Annotated in this window: 22 protein-coding genes; 8 read left to right on the top strand and 14 right to left on the bottom strand. The window is 73.3% G+C overall.

From position 1 onward, the window contains the following. Nucleotides 1-58 precede the first annotated feature (58 nt). Nucleotides 59-1,054: a DUF4349 domain-containing protein gene (locus tag BCL76_RS03560; protein WP_109778021.1), complete on the bottom strand. Its 996-nt coding sequence runs from the start codon at nucleotides 1,052-1,054 to the stop codon at nucleotides 59-61. 139 nt (nucleotides 1,055-1,193) lie between these two features. Here BCL76_RS03560 and hemG point away from each other — a divergent pair, with 139 nt between their 5' ends. Together hemG and hemQ are read left to right on the top strand one after the other, a co-directional pair. Continuing rightward, the gene (gene hemG, locus BCL76_RS03555; protein WP_109778019.1) at nucleotides 1,194-2,660 is read left to right on the top strand and encodes a protoporphyrinogen oxidase; all 1,467 of its coding nucleotides are present in this window, start codon (nucleotides 1,194-1,196) and stop codon (nucleotides 2,658-2,660) included. A 4-nt stretch (nucleotides 2,661-2,664) separates the two neighbouring features. Then, a complete protein-coding gene (gene hemQ / locus BCL76_RS03550) occupies nucleotides 2,665-3,378 on the top strand; it encodes a hydrogen peroxide-dependent heme synthase (RefSeq protein WP_030719802.1) in 714 nt (237 codons plus the stop codon). Nucleotides 3,379-3,508: 130 nt separating this feature from the next. Here the strand turns inward: hemQ and BCL76_RS03545 are convergent, their stop codons facing one another. The 4 genes from BCL76_RS03545 to BCL76_RS03530 form a co-directional block, all read right to left on the bottom strand. Then, a complete protein-coding gene (locus BCL76_RS03545) occupies nucleotides 3,509-5,161 on the bottom strand; it encodes an alpha/beta hydrolase (RefSeq protein ID WP_109778017.1) in 1,653 nt (550 codons plus the stop codon). Nucleotides 5,162-5,294: 133 nt separating this feature from the next. After that, a complete protein-coding gene (locus BCL76_RS03540; RefSeq protein WP_109778015.1) occupies nucleotides 5,295-6,359 on the bottom strand; it encodes a TIGR04222 domain-containing membrane protein in 1,065 nt (354 codons plus the stop codon). Then, on the bottom strand, nucleotides 6,356-7,681 hold the full coding sequence (locus tag BCL76_RS03535) for a DUF692 domain-containing protein (protein ID WP_109778014.1): 1,326 nt from the start codon (nucleotides 7,679-7,681) through the stop codon (nucleotides 6,356-6,358). The genes BCL76_RS03540 and BCL76_RS03535 overlap by 4 nt, the downstream gene beginning before the upstream one ends. A 189-nt stretch (nucleotides 7,682-7,870) precedes the next feature. Beyond that, nucleotides 7,871-8,623 carry an aminoacyl-tRNA hydrolase gene (locus BCL76_RS03530; protein ID WP_109778012.1) on the bottom strand — a complete coding sequence of 251 codons (753 nt, stop codon included), beginning with the start codon at nucleotides 8,621-8,623 and terminating at the stop codon, nucleotides 7,871-7,873. A gap of 71 nt (nucleotides 8,624-8,694) precedes the next feature. Between BCL76_RS03530 and BCL76_RS03525 the strand changes: the two genes are divergently transcribed. Together BCL76_RS03525 and BCL76_RS03515 are read left to right on the top strand one after the other, a co-directional pair. Further along, the gene (locus BCL76_RS03525) at nucleotides 8,695-9,369 is read left to right on the top strand and encodes an AIM24 family protein (RefSeq protein ID WP_109778010.1); all 675 of its coding nucleotides are present in this window, start codon (nucleotides 8,695-8,697) and stop codon (nucleotides 9,367-9,369) included. Nucleotides 9,370-9,656: 287 nt separating this feature from the next. Next, the gene (locus BCL76_RS03515) at nucleotides 9,657-10,157 is read left to right on the top strand and encodes a hypothetical protein (RefSeq protein WP_146228308.1); all 501 of its coding nucleotides are present in this window, start codon (nucleotides 9,657-9,659) and stop codon (nucleotides 10,155-10,157) included. A gap of 52 nt (nucleotides 10,158-10,209) precedes the next feature. Here the strand turns inward: BCL76_RS03515 and BCL76_RS03510 are convergent, their stop codons facing one another. Genes BCL76_RS03510 through BCL76_RS03500 form a run of 3 tightly spaced genes read right to left on the bottom strand, consistent with a single transcriptional unit; the run spans nucleotide 10,210 to nucleotide 13,816 of the window. Continuing rightward, the gene (locus BCL76_RS03510) at nucleotides 10,210-11,196 is read right to left on the bottom strand and encodes a TolB family protein (protein ID WP_109778006.1); all 987 of its coding nucleotides are present in this window, start codon (nucleotides 11,194-11,196) and stop codon (nucleotides 10,210-10,212) included. Beyond that, nucleotides 11,193-12,458, bottom strand: a complete 1,266-nt coding sequence (locus tag BCL76_RS03505; RefSeq protein ID WP_109778004.1) for an MFS transporter — start codon at nucleotides 12,456-12,458, stop codon at nucleotides 11,193-11,195. Before BCL76_RS03505 ends, BCL76_RS03510 begins: the two co-directional genes overlap by 4 nt. Further along, nucleotides 12,458-13,816, bottom strand: a complete 1,359-nt coding sequence (locus BCL76_RS03500; protein ID WP_109778002.1) for a discoidin domain-containing protein — start codon at nucleotides 13,814-13,816, stop codon at nucleotides 12,458-12,460. The genes BCL76_RS03505 and BCL76_RS03500 overlap by 1 nt, the downstream gene beginning before the upstream one ends. 246 nt (nucleotides 13,817-14,062) lie before the next feature. On the opposite strand from BCL76_RS03500, the gene BCL76_RS03495 reads away from it, so the two are divergent. Beyond that, complete coding sequence (locus tag BCL76_RS03495) at nucleotides 14,063-14,260, top strand: hypothetical protein (RefSeq protein ID WP_109778327.1); 198 nt, start codon at nucleotides 14,063-14,065, stop codon at nucleotides 14,258-14,260. A gap of 55 nt (nucleotides 14,261-14,315) precedes the next feature. Here BCL76_RS03495 and BCL76_RS03490 read toward each other — a convergent pair whose 3' ends face one another. The 4 genes from BCL76_RS03490 to BCL76_RS03475 form a co-directional block, all read right to left on the bottom strand. Beyond that, nucleotides 14,316-15,239: a polysaccharide deacetylase family protein gene (locus tag BCL76_RS03490; RefSeq protein ID WP_258309270.1), complete on the bottom strand. Its 924-nt coding sequence runs from the start codon at nucleotides 15,237-15,239 to the stop codon at nucleotides 14,316-14,318. Between the two features lie 59 nt (nucleotides 15,240-15,298). Further along, nucleotides 15,299-16,321: a PPK2 family polyphosphate kinase gene (locus tag BCL76_RS03485; RefSeq protein ID WP_109777998.1), complete on the bottom strand. Its 1,023-nt coding sequence runs from the start codon at nucleotides 16,319-16,321 to the stop codon at nucleotides 15,299-15,301. Between the two features lie 64 nt (nucleotides 16,322-16,385). Next, a complete protein-coding gene (locus tag BCL76_RS03480) occupies nucleotides 16,386-17,774 on the bottom strand; it encodes an alkaline phosphatase PhoX (protein ID WP_109777996.1) in 1,389 nt (462 codons plus the stop codon). After that, nucleotides 17,774-18,334, bottom strand: a complete 561-nt coding sequence (locus BCL76_RS03475; protein WP_109777994.1) for a hypothetical protein — start codon at nucleotides 18,332-18,334, stop codon at nucleotides 17,774-17,776. The genes BCL76_RS03480 and BCL76_RS03475 overlap by 1 nt, the downstream gene beginning before the upstream one ends. 248 nt (nucleotides 18,335-18,582) lie before the next feature. Between BCL76_RS03475 and BCL76_RS03470 the strand changes: the two genes are divergently transcribed. Both BCL76_RS03470 and BCL76_RS03465 read left to right on the top strand, forming a co-directional pair. After that, entirely contained in the window at nucleotides 18,583-19,914 is a 1,332-nt protein-coding gene (locus tag BCL76_RS03470) for a cytochrome P450 family protein (RefSeq protein WP_109777992.1), read from the top strand. A 27-nt stretch (nucleotides 19,915-19,941) separates the two neighbouring features. Then, complete coding sequence (locus tag BCL76_RS03465; RefSeq protein ID WP_258309269.1) at nucleotides 19,942-21,135, top strand: amidohydrolase family protein; 1,194 nt, start codon at nucleotides 19,942-19,944, stop codon at nucleotides 21,133-21,135. Between the two features lie 51 nt (nucleotides 21,136-21,186). Here the strand turns inward: BCL76_RS03465 and BCL76_RS03460 are convergent, their stop codons facing one another. Together BCL76_RS03460 and zapE are read right to left on the bottom strand one after the other, a co-directional pair. Next, nucleotides 21,187-21,612 (bottom strand): OsmC family protein, encoded by a 426-nt coding sequence (locus BCL76_RS03460; RefSeq protein ID WP_030760618.1) that lies wholly within the window; start codon nucleotides 21,610-21,612, stop codon nucleotides 21,187-21,189. Between the two features lie 62 nt (nucleotides 21,613-21,674). Continuing rightward, the gene (gene zapE, locus BCL76_RS03455; RefSeq protein ID WP_375137887.1) at nucleotides 21,675-22,730 is read right to left on the bottom strand and encodes a cell division protein ZapE; all 1,056 of its coding nucleotides are present in this window, start codon (nucleotides 22,728-22,730) and stop codon (nucleotides 21,675-21,677) included. 84 nt (nucleotides 22,731-22,814) lie between these two features. Here zapE and BCL76_RS03450 point away from each other — a divergent pair, with 84 nt between their 5' ends. Beyond that, complete coding sequence (locus tag BCL76_RS03450; protein WP_109777988.1) at nucleotides 22,815-23,606, top strand: pyrimidine reductase family protein; 792 nt, start codon at nucleotides 22,815-22,817, stop codon at nucleotides 23,604-23,606. Nucleotides 23,607-23,703: the final 97 nt, after the last annotated feature.

The raw sequence follows: 23,703 nt of genomic DNA, 5'->3' as shown, positions 1-23,703 counted from the left end.
GTCCGTACCGCCCCTTCACCACTGTCGGATGGTGAACACGCTACGGCCGAACGCGCGTTCAGTCCTGTACGTCGGCCTCGGCCTCCGGAGCCGTCCGGGCCGCCGGCACCGTCGCCCGCCACGGCACGGGGGCCGGCTTCGGCCGAGCCGGACGCCGCCGCCGGTAGGCCCGGAACAGCAGCAGCCCCACCACGGCCGTCAGCGCGAACGGCAGCACCGCGCCCACCGCGACCGTCAGATAGCGCACCACCTTGGTGAAGACGTCCCAGCCCCCGCCCAGGGCCCCCAGGAACGTGGGCTCCTTCTCCTTCTCCTTCTTCTCCGGCTCCGGCTTCGCGGCCGGCTCCGAGACCTCCAGCGTGATCGTGCCCAGCGAGGTCTGGTCCTTCAGCGCCGTCTGCTGCGCCAGCAGCGACTCCAGGTCGGACTGGCGGCGCGACAGCTCGCTCTCCAGCATCACCACCTCGCTCAACGCCGAGGCCTTGCCCATCATCTCCCGCACCCGCGCCACGCTGGCCTGCTGCGAGGCGACGCGGCTGCCGATGTCGGCGACCTTCTCCGTGACGTCCTGCGCGTCGACCTTGCGGTGCAGGAGCTTGCCGCTGCCCTCCATGGCGCCCAGCACGGCGTCGTAGCGCTCGCCCGGGACCCGCAGGGTCACCGTCGAGGTCATCCGGCCGTCCTCGCCGCGCTTGGTGGACTCGTTGCCGACGTAGCCGCCCGCGTCATCGGCGGCCGTGCGGGCCGAGGCGAGCGTCTTCTGGACGTCCGCCGTCTCGATGCCGAGCGTCGCCGTCCGGATGACGTTCGGGCGGACCGTGGCCGGCGGCGCGGCGTTCTTGTTCGTGGAGGAGCCCGCGGCTCCCGCGGATCCGGCCGGCGCCGGGGCCGCCGCGGCGCCCTCCGGGGCCTTGCCGTCGGCCGCGGGCGCCACCGCCGCCTTGTCGCTCGCGGAGCCCTGGCCGCTCGCGCCGCAGCCGGTGAGCGCGAGCGCCCCGGCCAGCGCGAGGGCGGCCAGGGCCGCCGCGGAACGGTGTCTGTCGAAACTGCGCATCGCTGTGAACCCCCGAGGATCGGCTGGTGTTGCCGGTTCGACGTCCAGAGTCCCGTCGTGGGTTTCGAATCCACGGTCCCGGGGTGATCCCGATGCGGTCACGGTCCGGCCTCGGAGATCGGTCTGAGACGATGTGTCCATGCACGAAGCGGACATGCGTACGGATCAGGGCCACGCCGTCGTCGTCGGCGGCGGTATCGCGGGCCTCGCGGCCGCTCACCGGCTGCTCGCCGACGGCGTCCGCGTCACCCTGGTGGAAGCCGGACCGCGGCTCGGCGGCAAGCTGCACTCCGGCGAACTCGCCGGCGCCCGCGTGGACCTCGGCGCCGAATCCATGCTCGCCCGCCGCCCCGAGGCCGTGACCCTCGCCGAGGCCGTGGGCCTGGCCGAGGCCGTACAGGCGCCCGCCACCGCCACCGCCCACCTGTGGACCCGCGGCGCGCTGCGGCCGATGCCGCGCGGCCACGTCATGGGCGTCCCCGGCGACCTGGGACCGCTCGCCGCCTCCGGAGTGCTCTCCGCCGAGGGACTGGCCCGCATCGAGGCCGAACGGACTCTGCCACCCACCGAGATCGGCGAGGACGTCGCCGTCGGCGAGTACGTCGCGGCCCGCCTCGGCCACGAGGTCGTCGACCGGCTGGTGGAACCGCTGCTCGGCGGGGTCTACGCGGGCGACGCCTACCGCATCTCCATGCGCGCCGCCGTGCCCCAACTCTTCGAGGCCGCCCGTACGCACGCCCTCCTGGGCGACGGCGTACGCGAACTGCAGCGCCGGGCGCAGGCCGCGCCCCAGCCTGCCGGCCCGGTCTTCGCCGGCATCGACGGCGGCATCGGACGCCTCCCGATCGCCGTGGCCGAGGCCTGCCGGGCGGCGGGGGCCCGGATCCTCACCGACACCCCCGTCAGCGAGGTCGTCCGCACGGCCGAGGGCTGGCGGGTGGTGGCCGGAGCCGAGGTCCTCGACGCCGACGCCGTGATCCTGGCCACCCCGGCCGGGGCCGCCGCACGACTGCTGGACGCGCTCGCCCCGGCCGCCGCCGCCGAGCTGCGCGGCGTCGAGTACGCCTCGATGGCCCTCATCACGATGGCCTTCCGCCGCTCCGACCTGCCGCAGGCCGTCTCCGGCGGCGGCGCCAGCGGATTCCTCGTACCGCCCGTCGACGGGCGGACCATCAAGGCCTCCACCTTCTCCAGCAACAAGTGGGCCTGGGCCGGGACGGATCCCGACCTCTTCCTGCTGCGCACCTCGGTCGGCCGCCACGCCGACGAGAAGGACCTGGCACGCGAGGACGGTGAACTCGTCGACATCTCCCTCGCCGACCTCGGCGAGGCCGTGGGCCTGGCGGCCCGGCCCGTCGCCTCCACCGTCACCCGCTGGGACGGCGGGCTGCCCCAGTACCCTGTCGGCCACCTCGACCGGGTCGCCCGGATCCGCACCGCGGTCGCGGCCCTGCCGGGCCTCGCGGTGTGCGGCGCGGTCTACGACGGCGTGGGCATCCCGGCCTGCATCGCGAGCGCCGGCAAGGCCGCGGACGCGGTGATCGCCGGGCTCGGCGCGCGTACGGCACCCCTGGCACAGACCACTGATCAGCGCACGGGACAATAGGCACATGACTGCACCAGAGAAGATTCCCAACGCGGGGAAGAAGGCGAAGGACCTCAACGAGGTCATCCGCTACACCCTGTGGTCCGTCTTCAAGCTGAAGGACGTTCTTCCCGAGGACCGCACCGGCTACGCCGACGAGGTCCAGGAGCTCTTCGACCAGCTTGCCGCCAAGGACATCACCGTCCGCGGCAGCTACGACGTCTCCGGCCTGCGCGCCGACGCCGACGTCATGATCTGGTGGCACGCCGAGACGGCGGACGAGCTGCAGACCGCCTACAACCTGTTCCGCCGGACCAAGCTGGGCCGCGCCCTGGAGCCGGTGTGGTCGAACATGGCCCTGCACCGCCCGGCCGAGTTCAACAAGTCGCACATCCCGGCCTTCCTGGCCGACGAGGTCGCCCGCGAGTACGTCAGCGTGTACCCCTTCGTGCGCAGTTACGACTGGTACCTGCTGCCCGACGAGGACCGTCGCCGTATGCTCGCCGACCACGGCAAGATGGCCCGTGGCTACCCGGACGTGCGCGCCAACACCGTCGCCTCCTTCTCCCTGGGCGACTACGAGTGGCTGCTGGCCTTCGAGGCGGACGAGCTGTACCGCATCGTCGACCTCATGCGTCACCTGCGCGCCTCCGAGGCCCGTATGCACGTCCGTGAAGAGGTGCCCTTCTACACCGGGCGCCGCAAGTCCGTCGCCGATCTGGTGGCCGGGCTCGCCTGATACCTCCCCTGGGGGGAAGGACCGGAGGACGACCACACCGTCAGGTGAGTTCCTCCGGTGGATCGGGAGGCTGGTCCGGAAGACGGCCCCTGCCCCCGAAACGACGCAGCCGGAGCTCCCGCCCGGAAGTTCAGACGACCGGCGGCAGCAGCGCCCTGTGGGCGCTCGCTGCCCGGTCGTCCAGCGACACCGGTGCGGGCTCCGGATGCGGCGCACATGTGACACGCCACCCGGGGGTGGCGCCCGTCAGCAGATACCGCTCCACGTGACGGTCCACGCAGCCGTTGCGTCCGCCGACCACTCCGTGGGAGCCGGCCCCCGTCTCCGTCACCAGCGAAGCCCCGGCGCCGAGCCGCCGTTGGAGTTCCAGAGCGCCCGGGTACGGCGTCGCCCCGTCCCGCTCCGCCGCCACCACCAAGGTCCCGGGCAGCCGCTCCGGCTGGGCCCCGACCGCCACCGGCCGCTGCCGCTGTCGCACCGGCCAGGAGGCACACGGGAGGTTCAGGAAGGCATTGGCCCAGGTCTCGAACGGGGCCCTGCGCGCCACCTCGGTGTTGTCGCGGTCCCAGGTCCGCCAGTGGGCGGGCCAGGAGGCGTCGTTGCACAGCACCGCCGTGTAGACCGCCGTCGCGTTCTCCACCTCGGCCGCCGTCCGCGGATCCGGGGCGGCCTGGGCGGTCAGCCGCGCGGGATCGCCGCGCAGGAAGGCCGCGAGGGCCGCCGCCCGGTCCGGCCACACGTCGTCGTAGTACGCGGCCTGGAGGTAGGCGGCGCGCAGTTCGCCGGTGCCGACGACCCCGCCCGCGGGAGTACGGGCCACCGCCTCGCGTACGCGAACGTAGCTCGCCTGCACGGCCGCCGGGGTGGCGCCGAGGCCGTACGTGGTGTGGTGCCGGGCCGCCCAGGCGCGGAAGTCGTACCAGCGGCGCTCGAAGCCGGGTGACTGGTCGAGGTTGTTGCGGTACCAGACGCGGCGCGGGTCGGGGTCGACCGCCGAGTCCAGGACCATCCGTCCGACGCGGCCCGGATGCAAGGTGGCGTAGACGGCGCCGAGGTAGGTGCCGTACGAGGCGCCCATGAAGCTCAGCTTCCGCTCGCCGAGCGCGGCCCGTAGGACGTCCAGATCGCGGGCGTTGTTGAGCGTGGTGTAGTACGGCAGGGCCGCGCCGGCCCGCCGCGCGCAGCCGCGGGCGTAGGCCCGGGCGGCCGCGAGGCGCTGCCTCTTGTACGCGGGCGAGGGGTCGTCCGGGACCTGGGTGGGTCCCTCGGCCGAACTCGCGGGGTCCTGACAGGACAGCGGGGCGGAGCGGCCGACGCCGCGCGGGGCGTAGCCGACCAGGTCGTAGGCGGCGGCGATCCGCTCCCAGCCGGGGACCTCTGCGAGCAGCGGGAAGAACATGCCGGAGGCGCCGGGGCCGCCGGGGTTGTGGACGAGCGCGCCTTGGCGGACGGCGCCGCGGGCGCCGGTCGCGGCGATCTTGCTGACGGTGAGGGAGATCTGCGGGCCGTCGGGGCGGGCGTAGTCGAGCGGGACGCGCAGGGTCGCGCAGCGGACCGGGGCGGGCAGCTCCTCGGCGTCGGGGCAGCGTCCGAAGTCCAGTCCGTCGCCTCCGGGTACGGCCGCGGCCGCCGCGCGGCGGGCGGTGAGGGCGGCGCCGGCGGCCTCGGCCGCCGTCCCGCCGAGGGGGGCCGGCGATGCGGACCGGGCCACGTGGGCCGGGGCACACAGGAGAAAGGAGAGCGCCGCCACGGCGGCCGTTCGGCCCGTGCGTCCCGTCCGCATGACGGCCCCTCCCTCTCATCCGATGAACAGATGAGAGGTCGGGGCCGGGCCGTTGTAAAGGATCACCGGCAGATGTCGGCGCCGATGGCCCCGTTGCCGCCGATCGCGCCCCCGATTGCCGTACGTCCGGGGGTCAGGAGCTGCTGCCGCAGCTGGAGCTGGAGGAGCTGCCGCAGCTCGACGAACTGCCGCAGCTGGAGCTGGACGAACTCCCACAGCTGGAGCTGCTTCCACCGCAGCTGGATCCGCCGCCGGAGGAGCCGCAGCCCGAGCCACCGCCACAGCCGGAGCCGCCTCCACAGCCCGAGCCGCCCGCGCCGCCGCTGTCGCTCGCGGCGCACCAGACGATCGGCAGCACGTCGGCGGAGGACGAGTGCGCGTGCGCGTGCGTGGAGTGGGGCATGCCGTGCGGGCGGGTGCGTGATTGGGCAGCCGCCAGCCGGGTCCCGCGCACGGCGGGCACCAACAGCTGTCGCAGGTACGGGTCCCGCAGGCCGCGCAGCCCGAACAGCGCGGTCTGTACCTGCGGGGTCCGGTCGTTCAGATGGGCGGAGCGGATCGCGCGCAGCGCCCGCGCCCCCGCCGTCGTGATCCGGCTCTTGGCCCGGGCCGCGCAGACCAGACCGACGACGATGCCACCCACCAGGGCGAACAGCACCTTCACGATGAACGGCACCCCGGATCCGGACTGCAGGGCCAGCGACACGACGGTCAGCACCAGCGAGACCGGGAACAGGACCATGCACACGATCGCCTGGGTCAGCCCCCAGCGCCGCAGGCGCCGCTGCCCGGACCCGGGCGGGACGATCAGTCCGCGTTCGGCCAGGGCGTCCCCGATCTCCTGGACGGCCGGGTCGCACATGGCGGCGTAGCGCACCTGGTAGAGCCAGCCCGAGGGCGCCCCCGAGTGGGCCTGCAGGACGGCCCGCTCGGCGGGGTCGCCGGCCCGCGCCCCGGGGCGTACCTGGACGATGCCCGGACCGCCGGCCACCAGCCGCCCGTCGGCGAGCATCGACACGAGCGCGGCGTCCACCACGGTGCCGGGGCCGCCCACCATGAAGGCGGCCTCGGACAGGTCGTGCAGGCCGGACGAGGGCCCGGCGGACACCGGCCGGGACCGGATCCGGCGGAGCCTCAGCATCAGCAGGACGGACGAGAGGACGACGGCGATCCAGATCGCCACGGCGAACACGTTCATGCCGCTCTCCCTACGAGCGTCCGGGCCCAGCGCACGATCCGGCGGGGCGGTTTGGCCCCGGCCCGGTCCTGCCACCAGGTGGTGAGCCGGCGCCGGGCCGCCGGATCGGCCGGCAGGTCCCGGATCAGCAGGTCCTCGGCGAAGTCCAGCGCGTCCCGGCGGTATCCGGAGGTCATCGGGCGCCCCTTGGCATAGGAGAGGAAGGCCTCGCGGTACGCCTGCGGGCCGCCCAGGATCACCGGCAGCTCGGGAGCCACCTTCGCCACCACGTCGGCCCGCTTGGCGGCCAGCGCCCGGGCCTGCACCCGGATGCGCCGGCGGTCGAAGCCCTCGGGTACGGGGGTCCCGGCCACCAGTGCCGACAGCAGCGCGGCCTGTCCGAGCGCCACCCGGGTCCGGGTCGACTCCTCGACCGGGCGCGGCTCGGTGCCGGTGCCGGAGTCGGTGCCGGAGTCGGAGTCGGTGTCCGTCGCGCCGGCGGTGGACGCGGCCGCGGGCGTGGCCGGTCCGGCCGTCACCACCGCCCGGATCGCGGCCAGCTCGCCCGCGAGCTCGGCCTCCGCCGGGAAGTCGTCGTCCCGCTCCAGCAGGACGCCCGCCGGTTCCACCCGGGAACGCAGCTCGGCCAGCAGGTCGAGGACCACCGGCGGGACCGGGTGCGCGTGGGTGTCGTGCCAGACCCCGCCCCGCTCGACACCGCCCGCCACGTGCACGTACGCCAGCGCCTCCAGCGGGATCGCGTCCAGCACGGCGGCCGGGTCCTCGCCCCGGTTGACCCGGTTGGTGTGCAGGTTGGCCACGTCGATGAGCAGCCGGACCCCGGTCCGCTCGACCAGCTCCGTGAGGAACTGCCCCTCCGTCAGCTCCTCGCCCGGCCACGAGAACAGCGCGGCGATGTTCTCCAGGGCGAGGGGGACCGGCAGGGCGTCCTGCGCGATCCGCACGTTCTCGCACAGCACGTCCAGCGCGTCGCGGGTGCGCGGCACGGGCAGCAGGTGCCCCGCCTCCAGCAGCGGCGAGGTGGTCCGTACGAAGGCGATGTGCTCGGTGACGAGCGGCGCCCCCAGCGCCACCGCCCGCTCGCCGAGCGCCGCCAGCTTCGCCGGATCGGGGCGGTCCGCGCCCCCGAGGCCGAGCGAGACCCCGTGCGGCACCACGCGCGTGCCCCGCTCGCGCAGTCGCAGCAGGGAGTCGGGCAGGTGGCCCGGGCATACGTTCTCGGCCACCACCTCGACCCAGTCCAGGCCGGAAAGCCGCTCGACGGCGTCCGCGATCTCCGGCCGCCAGCCGATGCCCACCCCCAGGTGTGCCATGGGCTTCATGTCCCCTCGCCCCCTCTCTTCGTACCGTGTGCCGATGTCATGGCCCCGACGGAGTCGCGCCAATCGCAGGAGGGGACGTTCAGAGGAACATTTGAGGTTCCCGCCCGGCCCGCGCAGCGCGCCGGGCCGGCCCTCGGAGCCGGGCCCTCGGAGCCGGGCCCTCGGAGCCGGGCCCTCGGAGCCGGGCCCTCAGAGCCGGGCGCGCAGCGCCGGGTGGTCGGCGACCACCGTCGCGCTGCCCGGCGCGATCTCGGTGAATCCGGCGTCCCGGACCACCGGGAGCCCGCTCCCGCTCAGCTCCGCCCACCGCTCGCGCGGTGCCGTCCGTACCGCCAGCCGGAAACCGGAATCCTGCCAGGCGGTCCGCTCCGCCTCCGCCAGCTCCCACCACGCCAGCTGCGCCGCGTGCCCGGCCTGGGCCATGGCCTTGCCGGCCGACATGTCGAGGCCGGGGTTGAGCCACAGCACCGGCAGCCCCGGCTCCGCGGTCACGCCGACCGGCTCCGGGTCGTCCAGATCGGTGCCCGATACCTGCAGTTTGGCCAGTTCCTTCGGCCAGCCGTCGAGGGGCACCGGCGGGAAGACGCGTACCTGCGCGGCGTCCCCGTGCACGGTGACGCCCGGTAGGGTCTCCGCCTTGCGCCACTCGGCCCCGCGCGCCCGCCGGACCACCTTGCGGATCCGGGCGTCCTGCCAGTCGCGGACCGCCTGTGCCCATTCGCCCTCGCCGTGCGCCCGCTCGTCGGTGAGCAGGACCAGTACCGCGCGGGCCGCCGTCTCCAGGGCGTCCGTCCGGGCGGGCGGTTCGGCCTTCTCGATCCGCACCACCAACGGCAGCACGAACTGCGGTGCCTCGTCGCGCAGTACGTGCTCCTGGCGGAAGGGGCTGTCCGCGCCGACCGAGGGGAGGCCGGAGATGTCGTTCGTGTGCTGGCTGCTCATCCCGCCAAGGATGCCGGCCTCCGCCTTCAGGATGATGCCCCGGGTGGCCGTACCGGGTGAGGATCGAGGCCATGAAGAGTGACCTTTTCGCGTCCGAGAACCTGGCCCAGGCGGCCGTCGCCCCCGGCATGACCCTGCAGAACGCCAAGTCGGTGAAGTACAACGTCAACGGTGAAATGCTGGCCCGCCAGGGCTCGATGGTCGCCTTCCGCGGCAACCTCCAGTTCGAGCGCAAGGGACAGGGCATAGGCGGCATGCTCAAGCGTGCCGTGACGGGCGAGGGCCTCGCGCTCATGTCCGTGCGCGGCCAGGGCGAGGCCTGGTTCGCGCACCGGGCGGGCAACTGCTTCATCATCGACGTCGAGTCGGGTGACGCCCTCACCGTCAACGGCCGCAACGTGCTCTGCTTCGACCCGACCCTGTCCTACGAGATCAAGATGGTGAAGGGCGCCGGCATGACCGGCGGCGGCCTCTTCAACAGCGTCTTCAGCGGCACCGGCAAGCTCGCCGTCGTCTGCGACGGCAACCCGATCATCATCCCGGTCACCGCCCAGGCCCCGGTCTACGTGGACACGGACGCGGTGGTCGGCTGGAGCGCCCGGCTGGAGACCGGCCTGCACCGCTCCCAGTCGGTCGGCTCGATGATCCGCGGCGGCTCCGGCGAGGCGGTCCAGCTGAAGCTGAGCGGCGAGGGCTTCGTGATCGTCCGCCCGAGCGAGGCCGTCGAGACGGTCACCGCGCATTGAACCCGATCGGTGTGGGCCGCTCTTAGGCCGGAGCCGCCGCTGGGTGCTGCGCGGGATCACGCCGGAACTCCCGCGCGGCGCCCTCGTCCGCGTCGAAGGCGCGAACGGCGGCATTGCCCGGCCGCCGCCCGACGGCGCCGACCCTCCGGTGGAGCCGTTCGCCGTTCCGAAGAGTGATGATATGTAACCTTCTGTGATCATCGCTTCAGGGGTGGGGATGTTCGTTCCCGTAGATGTGGCCACTTCGCGCATGCGGCGAAGGGCCTCCCCTCCAGGAAAGGACGCACATGAGGAAGCTGGCTTGGGCTGCGCGGGGCATGTCGGTCGTATCGGGAGCGGTACTGCTCGGGGCGCTCGTGGCCCCGTCCGCGGTCGCCGCCGACACCCCGGGGGGCACCGCGTCCCCCAACAGCTCCATGACGGCGCAGGGCAAGAAGTGCGGTGCGCGCGACGTCAGCTCCGCCGCGCCGGACTATGAGAACTTCAACACCCCGATCGTCTTCCGTGTGGCGACCGACGCGCAGGGCCACTCGTTCGTCAACGACAGCCGCAACGCGGGCGTGTGGATCAACCTCGGCCTTCTCGCCAACGCGCCGACGTGTGTCACCGACAGCGCGCTTTCGGTGACCGAGGCCAACCCGGGCATCCTCTACATCACCCTGCTCGCCGAGAACGGGGTGCTCCACGAGGCCCAGTGCGCCACCAGCGACACGCCGTTCGCGCCGTCGAACCTCGTGGCGGCCTGCGGCGCCGGCTTCTCGATCCTCCCGAACACCCCCGTCGTCTGAGTGAGTCACACCAGGGGATAGGGGTGTCCGGCCGCCCGGCGGCCGGACACCCCTATCCCACGTCGGCCGGTGACGAACCGTCCGGGACGAGGAGACGGGGCTCGCCCGTGCCGTCCGCCGGGGTCGACCAGATGTCGCTCGCACGGCCGTCCTGGCCCGGCAGTGCGTAGGCCAGGGTCGCGCCGTCCCGCCACGCGGCCTGGTCGTCGACGCTACGGGTCTCGGCCACCGGGTGTTCGCGCATCGTCGCCAGATCGAGGACGTACAGCCGCCAGGGTGCCCGGGGGTCGTCGGAGACCTTCTTCTTGAAGGCGAGACGGGTGCCGTCCGGGGACAGCGAGGGGCATTCGACGTTCTCCCGCAGCGCCTTCGCCGACCAGGCGCGCAGATCGCCCTCGACGAGGTGGGTGGCGCCGCGGGTGGAGACGGTGGCGTAGAAGCGGTTGTCGTCGACGGCGAAGCTCACGCCCCAGTAGTTGACGTCGGAGTCGTGGTGGCGGGCCCCGTCGAGGGTCAGCGGGAGCTGCTCGATCGACTTGATCAGATAGCCGGTGCGCAGGTCCAGGATCGCCGTCCGGGTGGAGAACGCGGCCGTGTTGTAGGAGTCGCCGGTCGTGAAGGTGGTCCAGGACAGGACCTGGCCCGAGGCCGAGACGCGGGCCCGGTTCGGGATGCCGGGCACGGTCACCTTGCGGATCTCGCGCATGCTTCGGTCGAGTACGAGGGCCTCCGTGCGCGCCGGTACCCCGGGCAGCTTCCGCAGGCACAGGGCATGGCCCCCGGCGGTGTGGAAGCGGTCGCAGGACGGGCCGCCGGTCACCCGCGGCAGGCCGGGCCCGCCCTGGCGCGCGATCCGCCCGCCGACCGCGTCCCGGAAGTAGAGGCCCGGCTCCAGGGCGCCGAAGGAGGCGTTGGCCTGCTGCGTGCGCGGCCGTTCGCGGTGCCGCGCGTGCAGTACGTAGCCCAGCGAGCCACCTGCCAACAGCAGCACCGCGGTGACGACCAGGACGAGGCGCAGTCGGCGGGACGGGGGATTCACGGGACCTCCGGGGCGGCCGAGGCGTTCGGGGCGTCAGGGGGAGCGGCGGGCAGGATGCGCGAGGCGGCCGCGAGCGCCGCGGCCAGCGCGAGGGCGGCGGCCCAGAGGGCGGGCCGCTGCCCCCAGAGGGTCCATGCCGCCCCGAAGCCGGCGGCGCCCAGCAGTCGGGCCAGTGCCTGCCCGGTCTGCAGCACCGCGAGCCCGCCCGCCCGGCCGGCCGGGGGCAGCGCGGGGGCGGCGAGGGCCATCAGCACCCCGTCGGTGGCCGCGTAGAAGATACCCAGCAGGGCGAGCACCCCCACGACGGTCGGTGCGCAGACGGGAGCGAGCAGCAGGGCGTACGCGCCGAGCAGGGCGCCGTGCCCGAACAGGAAGGCCGTCCGACGGCCGGTCCGGTCGGCGATCCGGCCCGCGGGGACGGCGAGCAGCAGGTAGACGGCGGCGGCCCCGAGCGGCAACAGCGTGAACAGGGCGGGCGGCAGGTCGAGTCCGCGCAGGAGCAGCAGGTAGAGGAAGGCGTCGCCGATGGTGGTGGCGCCGAGCAGGGCCGAGGCGTACAGCACCCGGCGCAGCGCGCGGTCGCGCAGGACCGGGAGCCTGGGCGGACGGACCCCGGCCGGAGCCGGAGCGGCCGGCCCGGGCGCCGCCGGGACGTACGCGACGAGCAGCAGCACGCCGAGCAGACCGACGCAGAAGCTGACGGCGAACACCGCGTCGTAGGCGTCGGCGGTCGCCCACAGCACGGCGAACGCGGCGAGCGGCCCGAGCAGGGCGCCCGTGGTGTCCATGGCGCGGTGCACGCCGAAGGAGCGGCCGAGGCTCTCGGGGGGCCCGCTGAGCGAGATGAGGGCGTCGCGCGGGGCGGTACGGATGCCCTTGCCCAGCCGGTCCGCGGCGAGCGCGGCGGCGATCCCACCCGTGGCGCCGCCGGCGAGCAGCAGTCCGAGCCGGGAGAGCGCGGAGAGCAGGTAGCCGGCCCCGGCGACCCGCTTGTGGTGGCCGCGCCGATCGGCGAGTCGCCCGCCGAGCAGCCGGACGAGGGCGGTGGCCCCGTTGAACATCCCGTCCAGGAAGCCGAACTGGAGGGGGGTCAGGCCCAGACCCAGGACGAGGTAGAGCGGCAGGACCGCCGTGACCATCTCGGAGGAGATGTCGGTGACGAGGCTGACCGCGCCGAGCGCGAGGACGGCGGCGGGGACGCGCCGCCGCACGCCTGAGGGGCGGGGCGACGCGTCCGGGCGGCCGTTGGCGGCCAGGTACATCAGTGGCAGCTGTACTTCGGGCCGGTGTCCTTGACCTGGCCGTCGGTGGCCACGTAGGTCCATCCGTAGCCGGAGTCGGTGAAGTCCAGCTTCACCACCCCGTACGGTCCGCTGATCCGCTTCTGGCTGTTGGGCTGGACCTCCTCGATCGGGTAGGGCTCGGCGCCGCCCATCCCGCCGACGATCTCCACGATCCCGTCGGCCGTCGCCCGGCCCTCGGGGTCCTGCGGGGCGAACCGCTCGTAGTGGTGGTCGTGCCCGTTCAGGACCAGGTCGGCCCGGGCGGCGTAGAGGATCTTCCAGATCGGCTTGGAGACCGGGTCGTTGCCGTGCCCGCCGGAGGAGTACAGGGGGTGGTGCCAGTAGGCGGCGACGCACGGCTTGGTGTTGGCGGCGAGGTCGGCCTTCAGCCAGTCGGTCTGGGCCTTCTGGTCGAAGGAGTTGGAGTCGAGGGCGAGGAAGTGCCAGTTGCCCTCGTCGAAGCTGTAGTAGCTCTTGCCCTGCGGGTAGGCGATGCTGCCGAAGTACGCCTTGTATCCGGCGAGCGGGCCGGCCGGGTCGTACGTCTCGTGGTTGCCCGGGACCGGCCGGGTCCGGGACTTGAAGGCGCCCCAGCTCTTGTCGTAGTAGGCGCGGTAGTCGGACAGCCGGGCGTCGTCGTACTGGTTGTCGCCCATCGTCAGATAGAACTTCGGGTCGATCCGCGCGGCGAGCGCGGCCGTCTTCGGGTGCGCGCAGCCGCTGTCGGACGCCGTGCACTGCGCGGCGATGTCCCCCGCGGCGACGACCGTGAAGGAGCCGCCCGGCGGCGGCCCGTCCCCGACGGTGCCGAACACCTCGGCCTCGAAGAGCGAGTAGCCGTAGGAGGTGCCGCGCGCGGTGCCCTGGACACGCAGGTAGCGGCCCTTGCCGGACAGGCCGGTCCAGTCGTCGACACCGCCGTTGCCTGCGCTCTCGACGGCGAGCGTGGTCCAAGCGGCGCCGTCGGTGGAGACCTCGACGCGGTACGCCTTGGCGTAGGCGGCCTCCCAGGTGAGTCGGACGCGCGAGACGGTGGCCCCGGTGCCGAGGTCGACCCGGATCCACTGCGGGTCCTTGCCCTCGGCACTGGCCCAGCGGGTGGCCGGGTCGCCGTCGAAGGCGTTCTTCGCGCCCAGCGCGGAGGATTCGGTGGAGGAGGCGGTGGCGGGCTTCCCGCGGGATATGAGGGGGTCGGCGGCGGCCCCGGCCCGGCCGGGCCAGGCCAGGAGGAGCCCGCCGACGAGCGTGAGTGCGGCGAGACCGGTGAGGCCGGTGAGCAGGCGGGTGCGGAGTCTGCCGCGTAACAGAGGGGGATGAGCGGAGGCGTTCAGGCGCATACCTGGAACTCCCTACCTTGAGGGGGCGGCGAGAGCTGGACACTGGCGCGGGGCGCCGCACCCGCCCGCGGACGGGCAGGGGGCGGCGCCACGGCGGCCGGGTCAGAGCTCTCACTGAGCGCGTCATGCCCGTGGGGGTGGGCACCGCGCCAAGCCGCCGCCCGGGACACTAACAGGAAGGAAAGTTTCCTACCAGTACTCGCGCAGCACGTGGCCGAGAGCCGTCGGGCCGGTAGGCTCGTCCCCATGGACCGGACGGACGAGAGCGCGTCGTACTGCCCCGCACCCGCCGACCCCACCCCCGCCGGCCGGGTGGCGGGACCGCCGTACGCCAACTGCGTGCTGTGCGCCGCGCCCACCGAGTACGGGGTCGCCACCCCGGGCGTGGTGCTCTGCCCCGTGTGCGAGTGGCAGGAGGCCCAGCGCACCGCCTGCTCCGGCTGAGGTCCGGATCCGCCGGATCCACCGGCCGGGGTCCGGGGTCCGGCTCGCGGCGCGGCTACTTCCCGATCAGCTCGGAGACCTTCACGAACCGGTAGCCGCGCTTGCGCAGCTCCGGGACGATCCGCCGGACGGCATCCTCCGTGACGGGGGCGGCGCTGCGCGTGCAGTGCATGACCACCACCGAACCGGGCTTCACGCCGTCGAGCACCTGCTCGGCCACGGCGACCGGGTCCTTGGCGAAGGCGTCCCCGCTGACCACGTCCCACTGGACGGCCGTGACCTTGGCCGTGGACACGGCCCGCAGAGCCTGGTCGTCGTAGCAGCCGCCGGGGAAGCGGAAGTACGGGACGGTGTTGACGACGCCCGCCTGCCGGAAGGCGGCGAAGGCCCGGTCGACATCGGCGCGGGCGGCCGCGCCGTCGAGCGCGGGCAGCCCGTAGCAGGGGGACGTGAAGGCGTGGTGGCTGTACGAGTGGTTCGCGATCTCGAAGTTCGGGTCGGTGCCGATCGACTTGGCCTGGTCCGGGTACTCCTCGGCCCAGCGGCCCGTCATGAAGATCGTCGAGGGCACCTTGAGGGTGCGCAGGGTCGAGATCAGCGCGGGGTTGTCGAAGTGCTCCCCGTCCGCGGCGCGCGGTCCCTGGTCGGAGGTCATGTCGGCGTCGAAGGTCAGCGCCACGGTCTTGTCCGTCCGCTGCTTCGCCCGTTCGAAAACGGGGGTCAGGCCGTTCGGGCCGGGCGCCATGGTCGGGGGCTTGGCGGGCGCACCGGCCTGCGGGGAGGCGGCGGTCGACCCGGGGGCGGGCGCGGGGGTGGGTGCGGAGGCGGAGCCCGAGGTGGACGCCGAGGCGGCGGGGGTGCCCATACGGGCCTCGCGGCCGGTGGCCGGCGCGCCGGCGCCGCCCCCGCATCCCGCGAGCGCGGCGCCGAGCGCCGCCAGGGCAGCCGCGGCAGCTACTTTTCGTACGCAATTGGTCACGTACGCAAAATATATGACTAACTGATCAGAAGAATGAGCGACAGGCGGTCAGGTGGGACTCACCCCGCCAGGAGCCGCCTACGGCACTCCTCGACATCGAACTCCGCCTTCGGATACTGCGGATCGATGTCCTCCAAGTGCTCCCGCAGCAGTGTGCTGATCGCCCAGTTGCGGTACCACTTGCGGTCCGCGGGCACCACGTACCAGGGCGCCTCGTCGGTGGAGCAGCGCTCCATCGCCACCTCGTACGCCTCCTGGTACGCGGGCCACACGGTGCGCTCCTCGATGTCGCCCACGTTGAACTTCCAGTGCTTGTCCGGGTTGTCCAGTCGCTGCAGGAGTCGGGTCCGCTGCTCTTCGTGGCCGATGTGCAGGAAGACCTTCACCACGGTCACCCCGTCCTCCGTGAGAGCCTTCTCGAACCGGTTGATCTGGGCGTACCGGGCCCGCACCCGGTTGCGCGGCACCAGCTCGCGGACCCGGGCGATGAGCACGTCCTCGTAGTGGGAACGGTCGAAGATGCCGATCTCGCCCGGCCGGGGGAGCTCCTGCTTGATCCGCCAGAGGAAGGGGTGGCCCAGCTCCTCCTCGGTGGGCGCCTTGAAGGCCTTGATCCGGCACCCGGAGGGGTTGAACAGGCCGATCACGTGCTTGAGGGTGCCGCCCTTGCCGCTGGTGTCCATGCCTTGGAGGACGAGCAGGACACGGCGGCGGTCACCGGCGGTGCTCGCCGCGTAGAGCCGCTCCTGGAGGGAGCCCAGCGGCTGCGCCAGCAGAGCGGTGGCCGCCACCCCGGCCGCCTTGTCGGCGGGGCCGCCGGGGGTCGAAGAGGGGTCCAGGCGGGCGAGGTCCGGCCGCTCGCCCGGGGTGACGCGCAGCAGCTCCCGCAGTGACCGGGGGACGGACACCTCGGCCGCGGACGGCTTCCCCGACTTCGCCGACTTCCCGGAGGCCCCGGACTTCGTGCCCTTACCGGACTTCGACTTCGCGTTCTTCGCGGGCTCGGCGTCCTTCTCCCGCTCCTCCCGCCGCTTCCCGGACGGCTTCGCCGACTTCCGCTTCTCGTTCTGCTTCCCGGCCATCGCTGACCACCCCAATCCCGTCGGTTCCGTACGATCTTCCAGCAGACCGAACGGGAGCGCGAGGTCAGTGCCAGGGCCCCGTCACCGCGAACGTCGTCCCCGGCGCGTAGGCGTTCACGAACATCGTCCGCCCGTCGGGGGAGAAGGTGACCCCGGCGAACTCCCCCCACTCCGGGGCTCCGGGCCGACCGATGTCCTCGGCGTTGCGGGCCATCGGGTAGACCTCGCCGCCCTCCGTCACCCCGAAGACGTACTGCGCGCCACCGCCGTCCTCGCACACCATCAGTCCGCCGTCCGGGGCCAGGCAGATGTTGTCGGGGGAGTCCCCGGGCAGCGCGATGTCGGCCGCCGGGCCGAAGCGCACGTCCAGGCGGATCGTGGAGCGCCGCGGGTCGTGGAACCACACCTGCCCGTGGTGGTCGGCGGCCGCGCCCTCGCCGGTCCGGGCGAAGCTGGACACGAAGTGCACCCCGCCGTCGCCCCAGTAGCAGCCCTCCAGCTTCTGCGCGTGGGTGATCCCGCCGGGCCCGAAGTCCTGGAGCCGGATCGGCGTCCCGGCCGCCGAGGGGTCGGGTACGGGCACCCACTCCACCGGGAACTCCGCCCCGGGCTCGTCCACCACCGCCAGGTCCGCGACCCCGGGCACCCGCAGGGCCTCCAACCGCCCCCCGGCCCGCAGCGAGCCGAGCCCGCCCAGCGGCCGCTCCGGCAGGAACCGGTAGAACAGCCCGAACGGCCGGACGAAGGCGTCCTCGGTCTCGTAGACGACCCCGCGGTACGGGTCCACGGCGACGGCCTCGTGCGCGAAGCGGCCCATCGCGGTGAGCGGTACCGCGCCCGAGCGGTGCGGGTCGGCCGGGTCCACCTCGAAGACGTAGCCGTGGTCGCGGGTGTAGCCGGAGGTACCCGCGCGGTCCTCGGTCTCCTCACAGCTCAGCCAGGTGTTCCAGGGGGTGCGGCCGCCCGCGCAGTTGACGGCGGTACCGGCGAGGGCGACCCGCTCGCCGGTGACCCGCCCGGCCGCGTCCAGCTCCAGCGCGGTGCAGCCGCCGAGGGCCTCGGGGTCGTAGGTCAGCCCCGGGACGGCGGGGACGCGCAGCGCGGCGGTGGTGCGGTTCTCGTGATTGCGCACCAGGCGCACGCGGCCGCCTCCGGCCCCGAAGGCGGCCATGCCGTCGCAGTTGGCGGGTACCGGGCCCTCGCCGGAGCGCAGCGGCTCGCCTGCCCGGGACAGCACCCGGTACGTGAACCCCGCGGGCAGGTCGAGCAGCCCGCGCGGATCGGCGACCAGCGGTCCGTACCCGCGACCGGTGCGGGGGGACCGCCGGGTCCCGGCCGCGGCCCCGGAGCCGCCACCGGCGAACAGGGCGCCCAGCGCCCCGCTGAAGACGATCCCGCCGGCGGCGAGCAGACCCCGTCGGGTCAGGGGCTTCGGTGGCTCCCGGCGAGGCATCAGAGCGACGGCTTGGGGCGGACGGTGCCCGGAAGGCAGGTCACCGCCCGGTTGAAGGTCTCGAACAGGCCGTCGGGATTCTTCTTCCAGAGCCACATGTGCAAGGCGTAGTGCACGGGCTGACCGGGGAAGTTGCCGGGCTTGGGGCCCTTGAAGGGGATGCCGAACATCGTCGGGCGGTCGTCGTCCGTCGTCAGCTTCTGGTCGCGGTCGTAGACCAACCACTGGACCGCGACGAGCCGTTTGCCGCCGCGCCCGTCGTCCTCGTAGAACAGGGCGGCGGGCTTCCTCGGGTCGAGGGAGTTGTCGTACTTGTGGTTGAAGTGCGGGTAACCGAGCGCGCCCGGGCCCGCCTTGTCGACGACGCAGTACTGGTCGGGCTTGTAGCCGTCCGCCACGGCGTTGGCGTGGACCTGATACCTGGCGGTCGCCGCGTAGGTGAGGGCACGATCGCCCTGGGCCCGGCCGGGGCCCGGGTCCGCGGCGGCGAGCGGAGCGGCGACGGCCGCCAGGGTGAGCGAGGCGGCTGCCGTGAGGGCCAGGGCGAGACTACGGGCCATGCGCGGGCTCCTTGTGACGGGCTGGCTGGGGGCACCTGCAGCCCTTCCCCGGCCCGCCGCGCCCGCCACACACTCGGCCCGGACGGGCGACCGCCGATCGGCTGACGGTCGGCCGGACCCGTACCCCGAGCCGGCCCGGCACCCGCCGCCGGCGGCTCACTCGAACGGGAACGGCGTCGTTTCACGACCTACCCGCACGGGGAACCGGTGTTGTCCCCAGCAGGCGAGTGCGACGGAGGGTACGGACCATGGCGCAGCAGGATGCGGCACCGGACGGCGGCGGAGAGCTGCACGAGATCGTGTCGGCCGTGTCCCGGGGCGCGCCGGAGTACCGGCTGTGCCCCCATCCGATGTACGCCGCCCTGCGCGAGCGGGATCCGGTGTGTCGGCTGACCCCTCCCCACGGGATCGACACGTACCTCATCACCCGTCACGACGACGCCCGTGAGGCGCTGTCGGACCCCCGGTTCAGCAAGAACATGCACGGCGCCATCGACACCTACCACGCGGTGTACGGCAGCTTCTTCGACGCCCTCGACGACAACGTGCTCTTCTCGGACCCGCCCCGGCACACACGGCTGCGCCGCGTCCTGCGCAGCGCCTTCACCCCCCGGCGGGTGGAGCAGATGCGTCCGAGGATCACCGAGATCGCCGAGCACCTCCTCGGCGAATGCCGCGCGGCGGGCACCGTCGACCTGATGACCGCGTTCGCGTTCCCGCTGCCCGTCGCGGTCCTGTGCGAACTGATGGGCATCCCCCAGGAGGACCGCCCGGAGATCCTGGAGCAGTTCGCGGTGGTGACCCGCTCCCGCTTCGACCCCAGCCGCAAGGCCGAGCTGAAGGCCGCCGAGGAGCGCCTGCAGCACCGGTTGGAGCGGCTCATCGCGGACACGCGCGCGCACCCGTCGGACTCCTTCCTCAGCGACCTCCTGCAAGGGGAGGAGCAGCTGGAGGACCCCGAACTGATCGCCTCGCTGTGGGTGCTGTTCTTCGCCGGCCACAAGACCACCGCCTACCAGATCGGCAACTCCGTCCTGAACCTGCTGCTGCGCCCCGATCAGGCGGCCTTGCTGCGGAAGGACCCGACGCTCGTGCCGCGGGCGGTGGAGGAGATGTTGCGCTTCGAGGGCTCGGTGGAGACGTCGACCTTCCGGTACGCGGCGCGGGACGCCGAGATCCGGGGTACGCACATCCCCGAGGGTTCCCTCGTGCAGATCGCGATCTCCTCCGCCAACCGGGACCCCGAGAGGTTCGACCGCCCCGACGAGCTGGACGTGACCCGCGAGGGCCTGCAGGGCACGCACCTGGGCTTCGGGCACGGCACCCACTACTGCCTGGGGGCGCCGCTCGCGCGCCTCGAACTCGAGATCGCGCTCGCCACCCTCCTGCGGGAGTTCCCGGACATGGAGCTCGCCGACGCGCGGGAGACCGGGAAGGCGTGGCTCAAGGGGCCGGTGCCGGCGTTCCGGGGCCTCGAACACCTCCGGCTCGTCCTGGAGCCGGGGCGGGAGCCGGACCCGGTCCGACCCGACGCGGACCCGGGCGAGGCGTCCCTGGCCTCGGTCGCCTCCGGAAGGTGACGCGGACCCGATGGGAGGTGGATCGGCATGACGGATTCCATGAGTACCTCCGCACTGCGCCTCCTGGGGACGCCGGCGGACGAACTGCGCATCGCTGCGGTGGGCACCAGTGAGGTCGTCCGGGTCGCGCGGGGTTCCTCCGCGCCGGGCACGGACGCGGCGCGCGCGGTCCATCCGAAGATCGACATGCATCATCACTTCTGCGCGCCGCAGTGGCGCGACTGGGCCGCGCACCATGAACTGATCAATCCGGATCGGCTGCCCCCGTGGTCCCGGCTCGGCACCGAGGCGGCGATCCGCTTCATGGACGACGCGGGCATCACGACCGCCGTCCTCAAGCCGATGCTGCCGGCGCGCTACCGGTCGTCGGCGCAGCTGCGCGAAGCCATCAACATCACGCTGCAGTCGATGATCGAGGTGGCGCAGTCGCATCCGGGACGGTTCTCGTACTACGTGCCGCTCTTCCTGGACGACGCGGACGCCTCGTCCTGGGCCGTACGCCGCGGGCTGGGGCAGCTCGGGGCCGTCGGGGTGAACGTGACGGCCAACTACGGGGGCGTCTACCTCGGCGATCCCGCCTACGACCGGCTGTTCCACGAGCTGAACGAGTTCTCCGCCGTGGTGGACACCCACCCCCACAACCTGCCGGACGGCCCGCCCCGAGGGCCGGGTGCGGCGGGTCCGCCCGGTCCGCCCGGTGGGTCCGGTCCGCCTGGTGGGTCCGCCCCGTCCGGTCCGCCCGGTGCAGCCGGTCCTCCCGGTGGATCGACCGTGCCGGGTATCCCGAACTTCATGTGCGACTTCCTGCTGGACACCACACGGGCCGCCGTGAACATGATCAGCAGGAGGACCCTGGACCGGTTCCCGGACATCTCCGTCGTCCTGCCGCACGCCGGAGGCTTCCTGCCGTACATCGCGACGCGCCTGCAGGCCCTCGGGCGGTTCTGCGAACCGAGTGTCGAGCCCGCGGCCGTACGTGACCACCTGAGCCGCTTCTACTACGACACGGCAGGCCCCATGGCGCCCGCCGCGACCCTGCTGGAGCACGTCCCGGCCGAGCACGTCCTCTTCGGCACGGACTGGCCGGCCGCCCCCGCCGACACGGTCACGGACCTGGCGCTCCCCGCCCTCGAAGCCGACCCGGCCTTCACCCCGGAGCAGCTGCGGGGGATCTACCACGACAACGCGATGCGCCTGATCCCGCAGCTGGCGACCGCCTGACGGGGGCGCGGGCCGCCACGTGCGGCCCGCACCCCCGCCGGAGCGGGACGATCAGACGAGCTCCGCGCTCAGGGTGATCGTCGTACCGGTCAGGGCCTGGCTGACCGGGCAGTTCTTCTTGGCGTCCTCGGCCGCGGCGGCGAAGCCCTCCGCGTCCAGGCCGGGGACCTCGGCACGGACCGACAGGTGGATGCCGGTGATGCCCTCGCCCGGCTGGAAGGTCACATCGGCCTTGGTCTCCAGGCGGGTGGGCGGGGTGCCGGCGCCGTCCAGGCCGTGCGAGAGGGCCATCGAGTAGCAGCTGGAGTGCGCGGCGGCGATCAGCTCTTCCGGGCTGGTCTTGCCGTTCGCGGCCTCGGCGCGCGAGGGCCAGGAAACCTCGAACGAGCCCCTGCCCGAGGAGTCGAGGCTGACCGTGCCGGCACCCTTGAGCAGGTTGCCTTCCCAGACGGTGTGCGCGGTACGCGTGGTGGCCATGGTGATCCCTTCGAAGATGTGGGAAACGGCCGGGCTCCCGAAAGGGCCCGGCGTCCCCAAACCTACTGGGAGACCAGGGGCTTCGCGTCGCGCGCCAGGGCGGTGAGCCGCGATATGGCGCGGAAGTACTTCTTCCGATAGCCGCCGTTCAGCATCTCCTCACTGAACAGCTTGTCGAAGGGGACCCCGGAGGCCAGCACCGGGATCTCGCGGTCGTAGAGGCGGTCGGCCAGTACCACCAGCCGCAGCGCCGTCGACTGGTCCGGCACCGGGCCGACATCGGTCAGGCAGACCGCCGTGAGGCCGTCGGTCAGCGCGCCGTAGCGGCTGGGGTGCACCCGGGCCAGGTGTTCGAGCAGGCCGGGGAAGTCGTCCAGGCTCGCGCCCTCGGTCGCGTACGCCGCCTTGGTGACCTGCTCGTCGCCGAAGGGGGACGGGGCCTCGGGCAGACCGCGGTGGCGGTAGTCCTGGCCGTCGATCCGCAGCGGCCGGAAGTGCGCCGACAGCCCCTGGATCTCGCGCAGGAAGTCGGCGGCGGCGAAGCGGCCCTCGCCGAGCTTGCCGGGCAGCGTGTTGGAGGTGGCGGCCAGCGCCACACCCTGCTCGACGAGCCGGCTGAGCAGCGAGGACACCAGTACGGTGTCGCCCGGGTCGTCCAGTTCGAACTCGTCGATGCACAGCAGCCGGTGGCCGCCCAGGGTCTGCACGGTCTGCTGGAAGCCGAGCGCGCCGACCAGGTTGGTCAGCTCCACGAAGGTGCCGAACGCCTTGAGCGCGGGCTCGGCCGGGGTGGCGTGCCACAGGGAGGCCAGCAGGTGGGTCTTGCCGACGCCGTAGCCACCGTCGAGGTAGACCCCGCGGGGGCCGGTGGGGGCGGCCTGCTTCTTGGAGAACCAGCGCTTCCTGCCCGCGCCGCTGGCGTGCGCGCCGCCCAGACCGGCGGCGAAGCCGCTCAGCACGGTGACGGCCTCGGACTGGCTGGGCTGGGTCGGGTCCGGGTTGTACGTGTCGAAGCGCACCGAGTCGAAGCGCGGCGGCGGGACCATCTCGGCCACCAGCCGTTCGGCGGGCACCCGCGGCTCGCGCGCGCAGAGGGCCTGGGGCCCCGCGTCGGCTATGGGCGGCCGGCCGGAGGTGTAACCGGAGGTGGAGAGTGATGTCGACACAGCTCTCAACTCTACGGGGCGTGGCACACTGCACCGATGCGACGCCTGTTCCCTGTGACCGATCAGACACCAGCTCCGCCCCGGGACGCGGCCGACCTGGCCGACCGGGAGTGGTCGCTCGACGAGCTGGCGGAGGCCTACGCGTACCCCGCGCTGACGGCGGACGGCCACTGGCTCCGGGCCAACATGGTCTCCACCCTGGACGGGGGCGCCCAGCACGACGGCCGCTCGCAGCCCATCTCCGGTGAGACGGACATGCGGATCTTCGGCACCCTGCGAGCCCTGGCCGATGTGGTGGTCGTCGGCGCGGAAACGGTTCGGCAGGAGGGCTACCGCCCGGCCCGCGCCCGGGAGGCCTTCGCCGCCCGCCGCGCCGCCTGCGGACAGGGCCCGGCCCCCGCCATCGCCGTGGTCACCGCGAGCCTGGACCTGGACTTCTCGCTGCCCCTGTTCACCTCCCCGCTGGTGCCGACCCTGGTGGTCACCGGGGCCGCCGCGCCCGCCGACCGGGTGGCCGAGGCGACGCGGGCCGGGGCCGAGGTCGTGGTGGCCGGTGAGGGCGCGGGCGTGGACGCCGGCCGGGTGGTACGGGAGCTCGCCGCTCGGGGGCTGCGCCGCCAGCTCACCGAGGGCGGACCCCGGCTCCTGGGGCAGTTCGTGGCCGCCGACGCCCTGGACGAGCTGTGTCTGACGATCTCCCCGATGCTCGTGGCGGGAGGCGCCCAGCGGATCGCCGGAGGCCCCTCCGTCACGGTTCCGCACCGGCTCGCGCCCGCCTGCGTACTGGAAGAGGCCGGGTTCCTCTTCACGAGCTACCGTCGGATCTGACAAGGCGCGGAATTTGACGTTCCGCTTTGCTTCCGCCGGGCACATAACTGGGCAGGTATGTCTGCGCAGGGCCCCGTGCGACAGCGGGGCAGGATGG

Origin of the sequence: Streptomyces sp. CG 926 (assembly GCF_003148825.1) — a bacterium.
Lineage (GTDB): Bacteria > Actinomycetota > Actinomycetes > Streptomycetales > Streptomycetaceae > Streptomyces.
Note: the sequence above shows the minus strand (reverse complement) of the source record. Positions and strands in the feature narration are given on the sequence as shown.

Bases quoted from the DNA above. Each gene is read 5' to 3' on its own strand.
- hemQ (WP_030719802.1), top strand. From the start codon at position 2,665: ATGACTGCACCAGAGAAGATTCCCAACGCGGGGAAGAAGGCGAAGGAC.
- BCL76_RS03470 (WP_109777992.1), top strand. From the start codon at position 18,583: ATGGCGCAGCAGGATGCGGCACCGGACGGCGGCGGAGAGCTGCACGAG.
- BCL76_RS03540 (WP_109778015.1), bottom strand. From the start codon at position 6,359: ATGAACGTGTTCGCCGTGGCGATCTGGATCGCCGTCGTCCTCTCGTCC.
- BCL76_RS03465 (WP_258309269.1), top strand. From the start codon at position 19,942: ATGACGGATTCCATGAGTACCTCCGCACTGCGCCTCCTGGGGACGCCG.
- BCL76_RS03530 (WP_109778012.1), bottom strand. From the start codon at position 8,623: ATGAGCAGCCAGCACACGAACGACATCTCCGGCCTCCCCTCGGTCGGC.
- BCL76_RS03450 (WP_109777988.1), top strand. From the start codon at position 22,815: ATGCGACGCCTGTTCCCTGTGACCGATCAGACACCAGCTCCGCCCCGG.
- BCL76_RS03460 (WP_030760618.1), bottom strand. From the start codon at position 21,612: ATGGCCACCACGCGTACCGCGCACACCGTCTGGGAAGGCAACCTGCTC.
- hemG (WP_109778019.1), top strand. From the start codon at position 1,194: ATGCACGAAGCGGACATGCGTACGGATCAGGGCCACGCCGTCGTCGTC.
- BCL76_RS03545 (WP_109778017.1), bottom strand. From the start codon at position 5,161: ATGCGGACGGGACGCACGGGCCGAACGGCCGCCGTGGCGGCGCTCTCC.
- BCL76_RS03535 (WP_109778014.1), bottom strand. From the start codon at position 7,681: ATGAAGCCCATGGCACACCTGGGGGTGGGCATCGGCTGGCGGCCGGAG.
- BCL76_RS03475 (WP_109777994.1), bottom strand. From the start codon at position 18,334: ATGGCCCGTAGTCTCGCCCTGGCCCTCACGGCAGCCGCCTCGCTCACC.
- BCL76_RS03485 (WP_109777998.1), bottom strand. From the start codon at position 16,321: ATGGCCGGGAAGCAGAACGAGAAGCGGAAGTCGGCGAAGCCGTCCGGG.
- BCL76_RS03480 (WP_109777996.1), bottom strand. From the start codon at position 17,774: ATGCCTCGCCGGGAGCCACCGAAGCCCCTGACCCGACGGGGTCTGCTC.
- BCL76_RS03515 (WP_146228308.1), top strand. From the start codon at position 9,657: ATGAGGAAGCTGGCTTGGGCTGCGCGGGGCATGTCGGTCGTATCGGGA.
- BCL76_RS03505 (WP_109778004.1), bottom strand. From the start codon at position 12,458: ATGTACCTGGCCGCCAACGGCCGCCCGGACGCGTCGCCCCGCCCCTCA.
- BCL76_RS03500 (WP_109778002.1), bottom strand. From the start codon at position 13,816: ATGCGCCTGAACGCCTCCGCTCATCCCCCTCTGTTACGCGGCAGACTC.
- BCL76_RS03525 (WP_109778010.1), top strand. From the start codon at position 8,695: ATGAAGAGTGACCTTTTCGCGTCCGAGAACCTGGCCCAGGCGGCCGTC.
- BCL76_RS03495 (WP_109778327.1), top strand. From the start codon at position 14,063: ATGGACCGGACGGACGAGAGCGCGTCGTACTGCCCCGCACCCGCCGAC.
- BCL76_RS03560 (WP_109778021.1), bottom strand. From the start codon at position 1,054: ATGCGCAGTTTCGACAGACACCGTTCCGCGGCGGCCCTGGCCGCCCTC.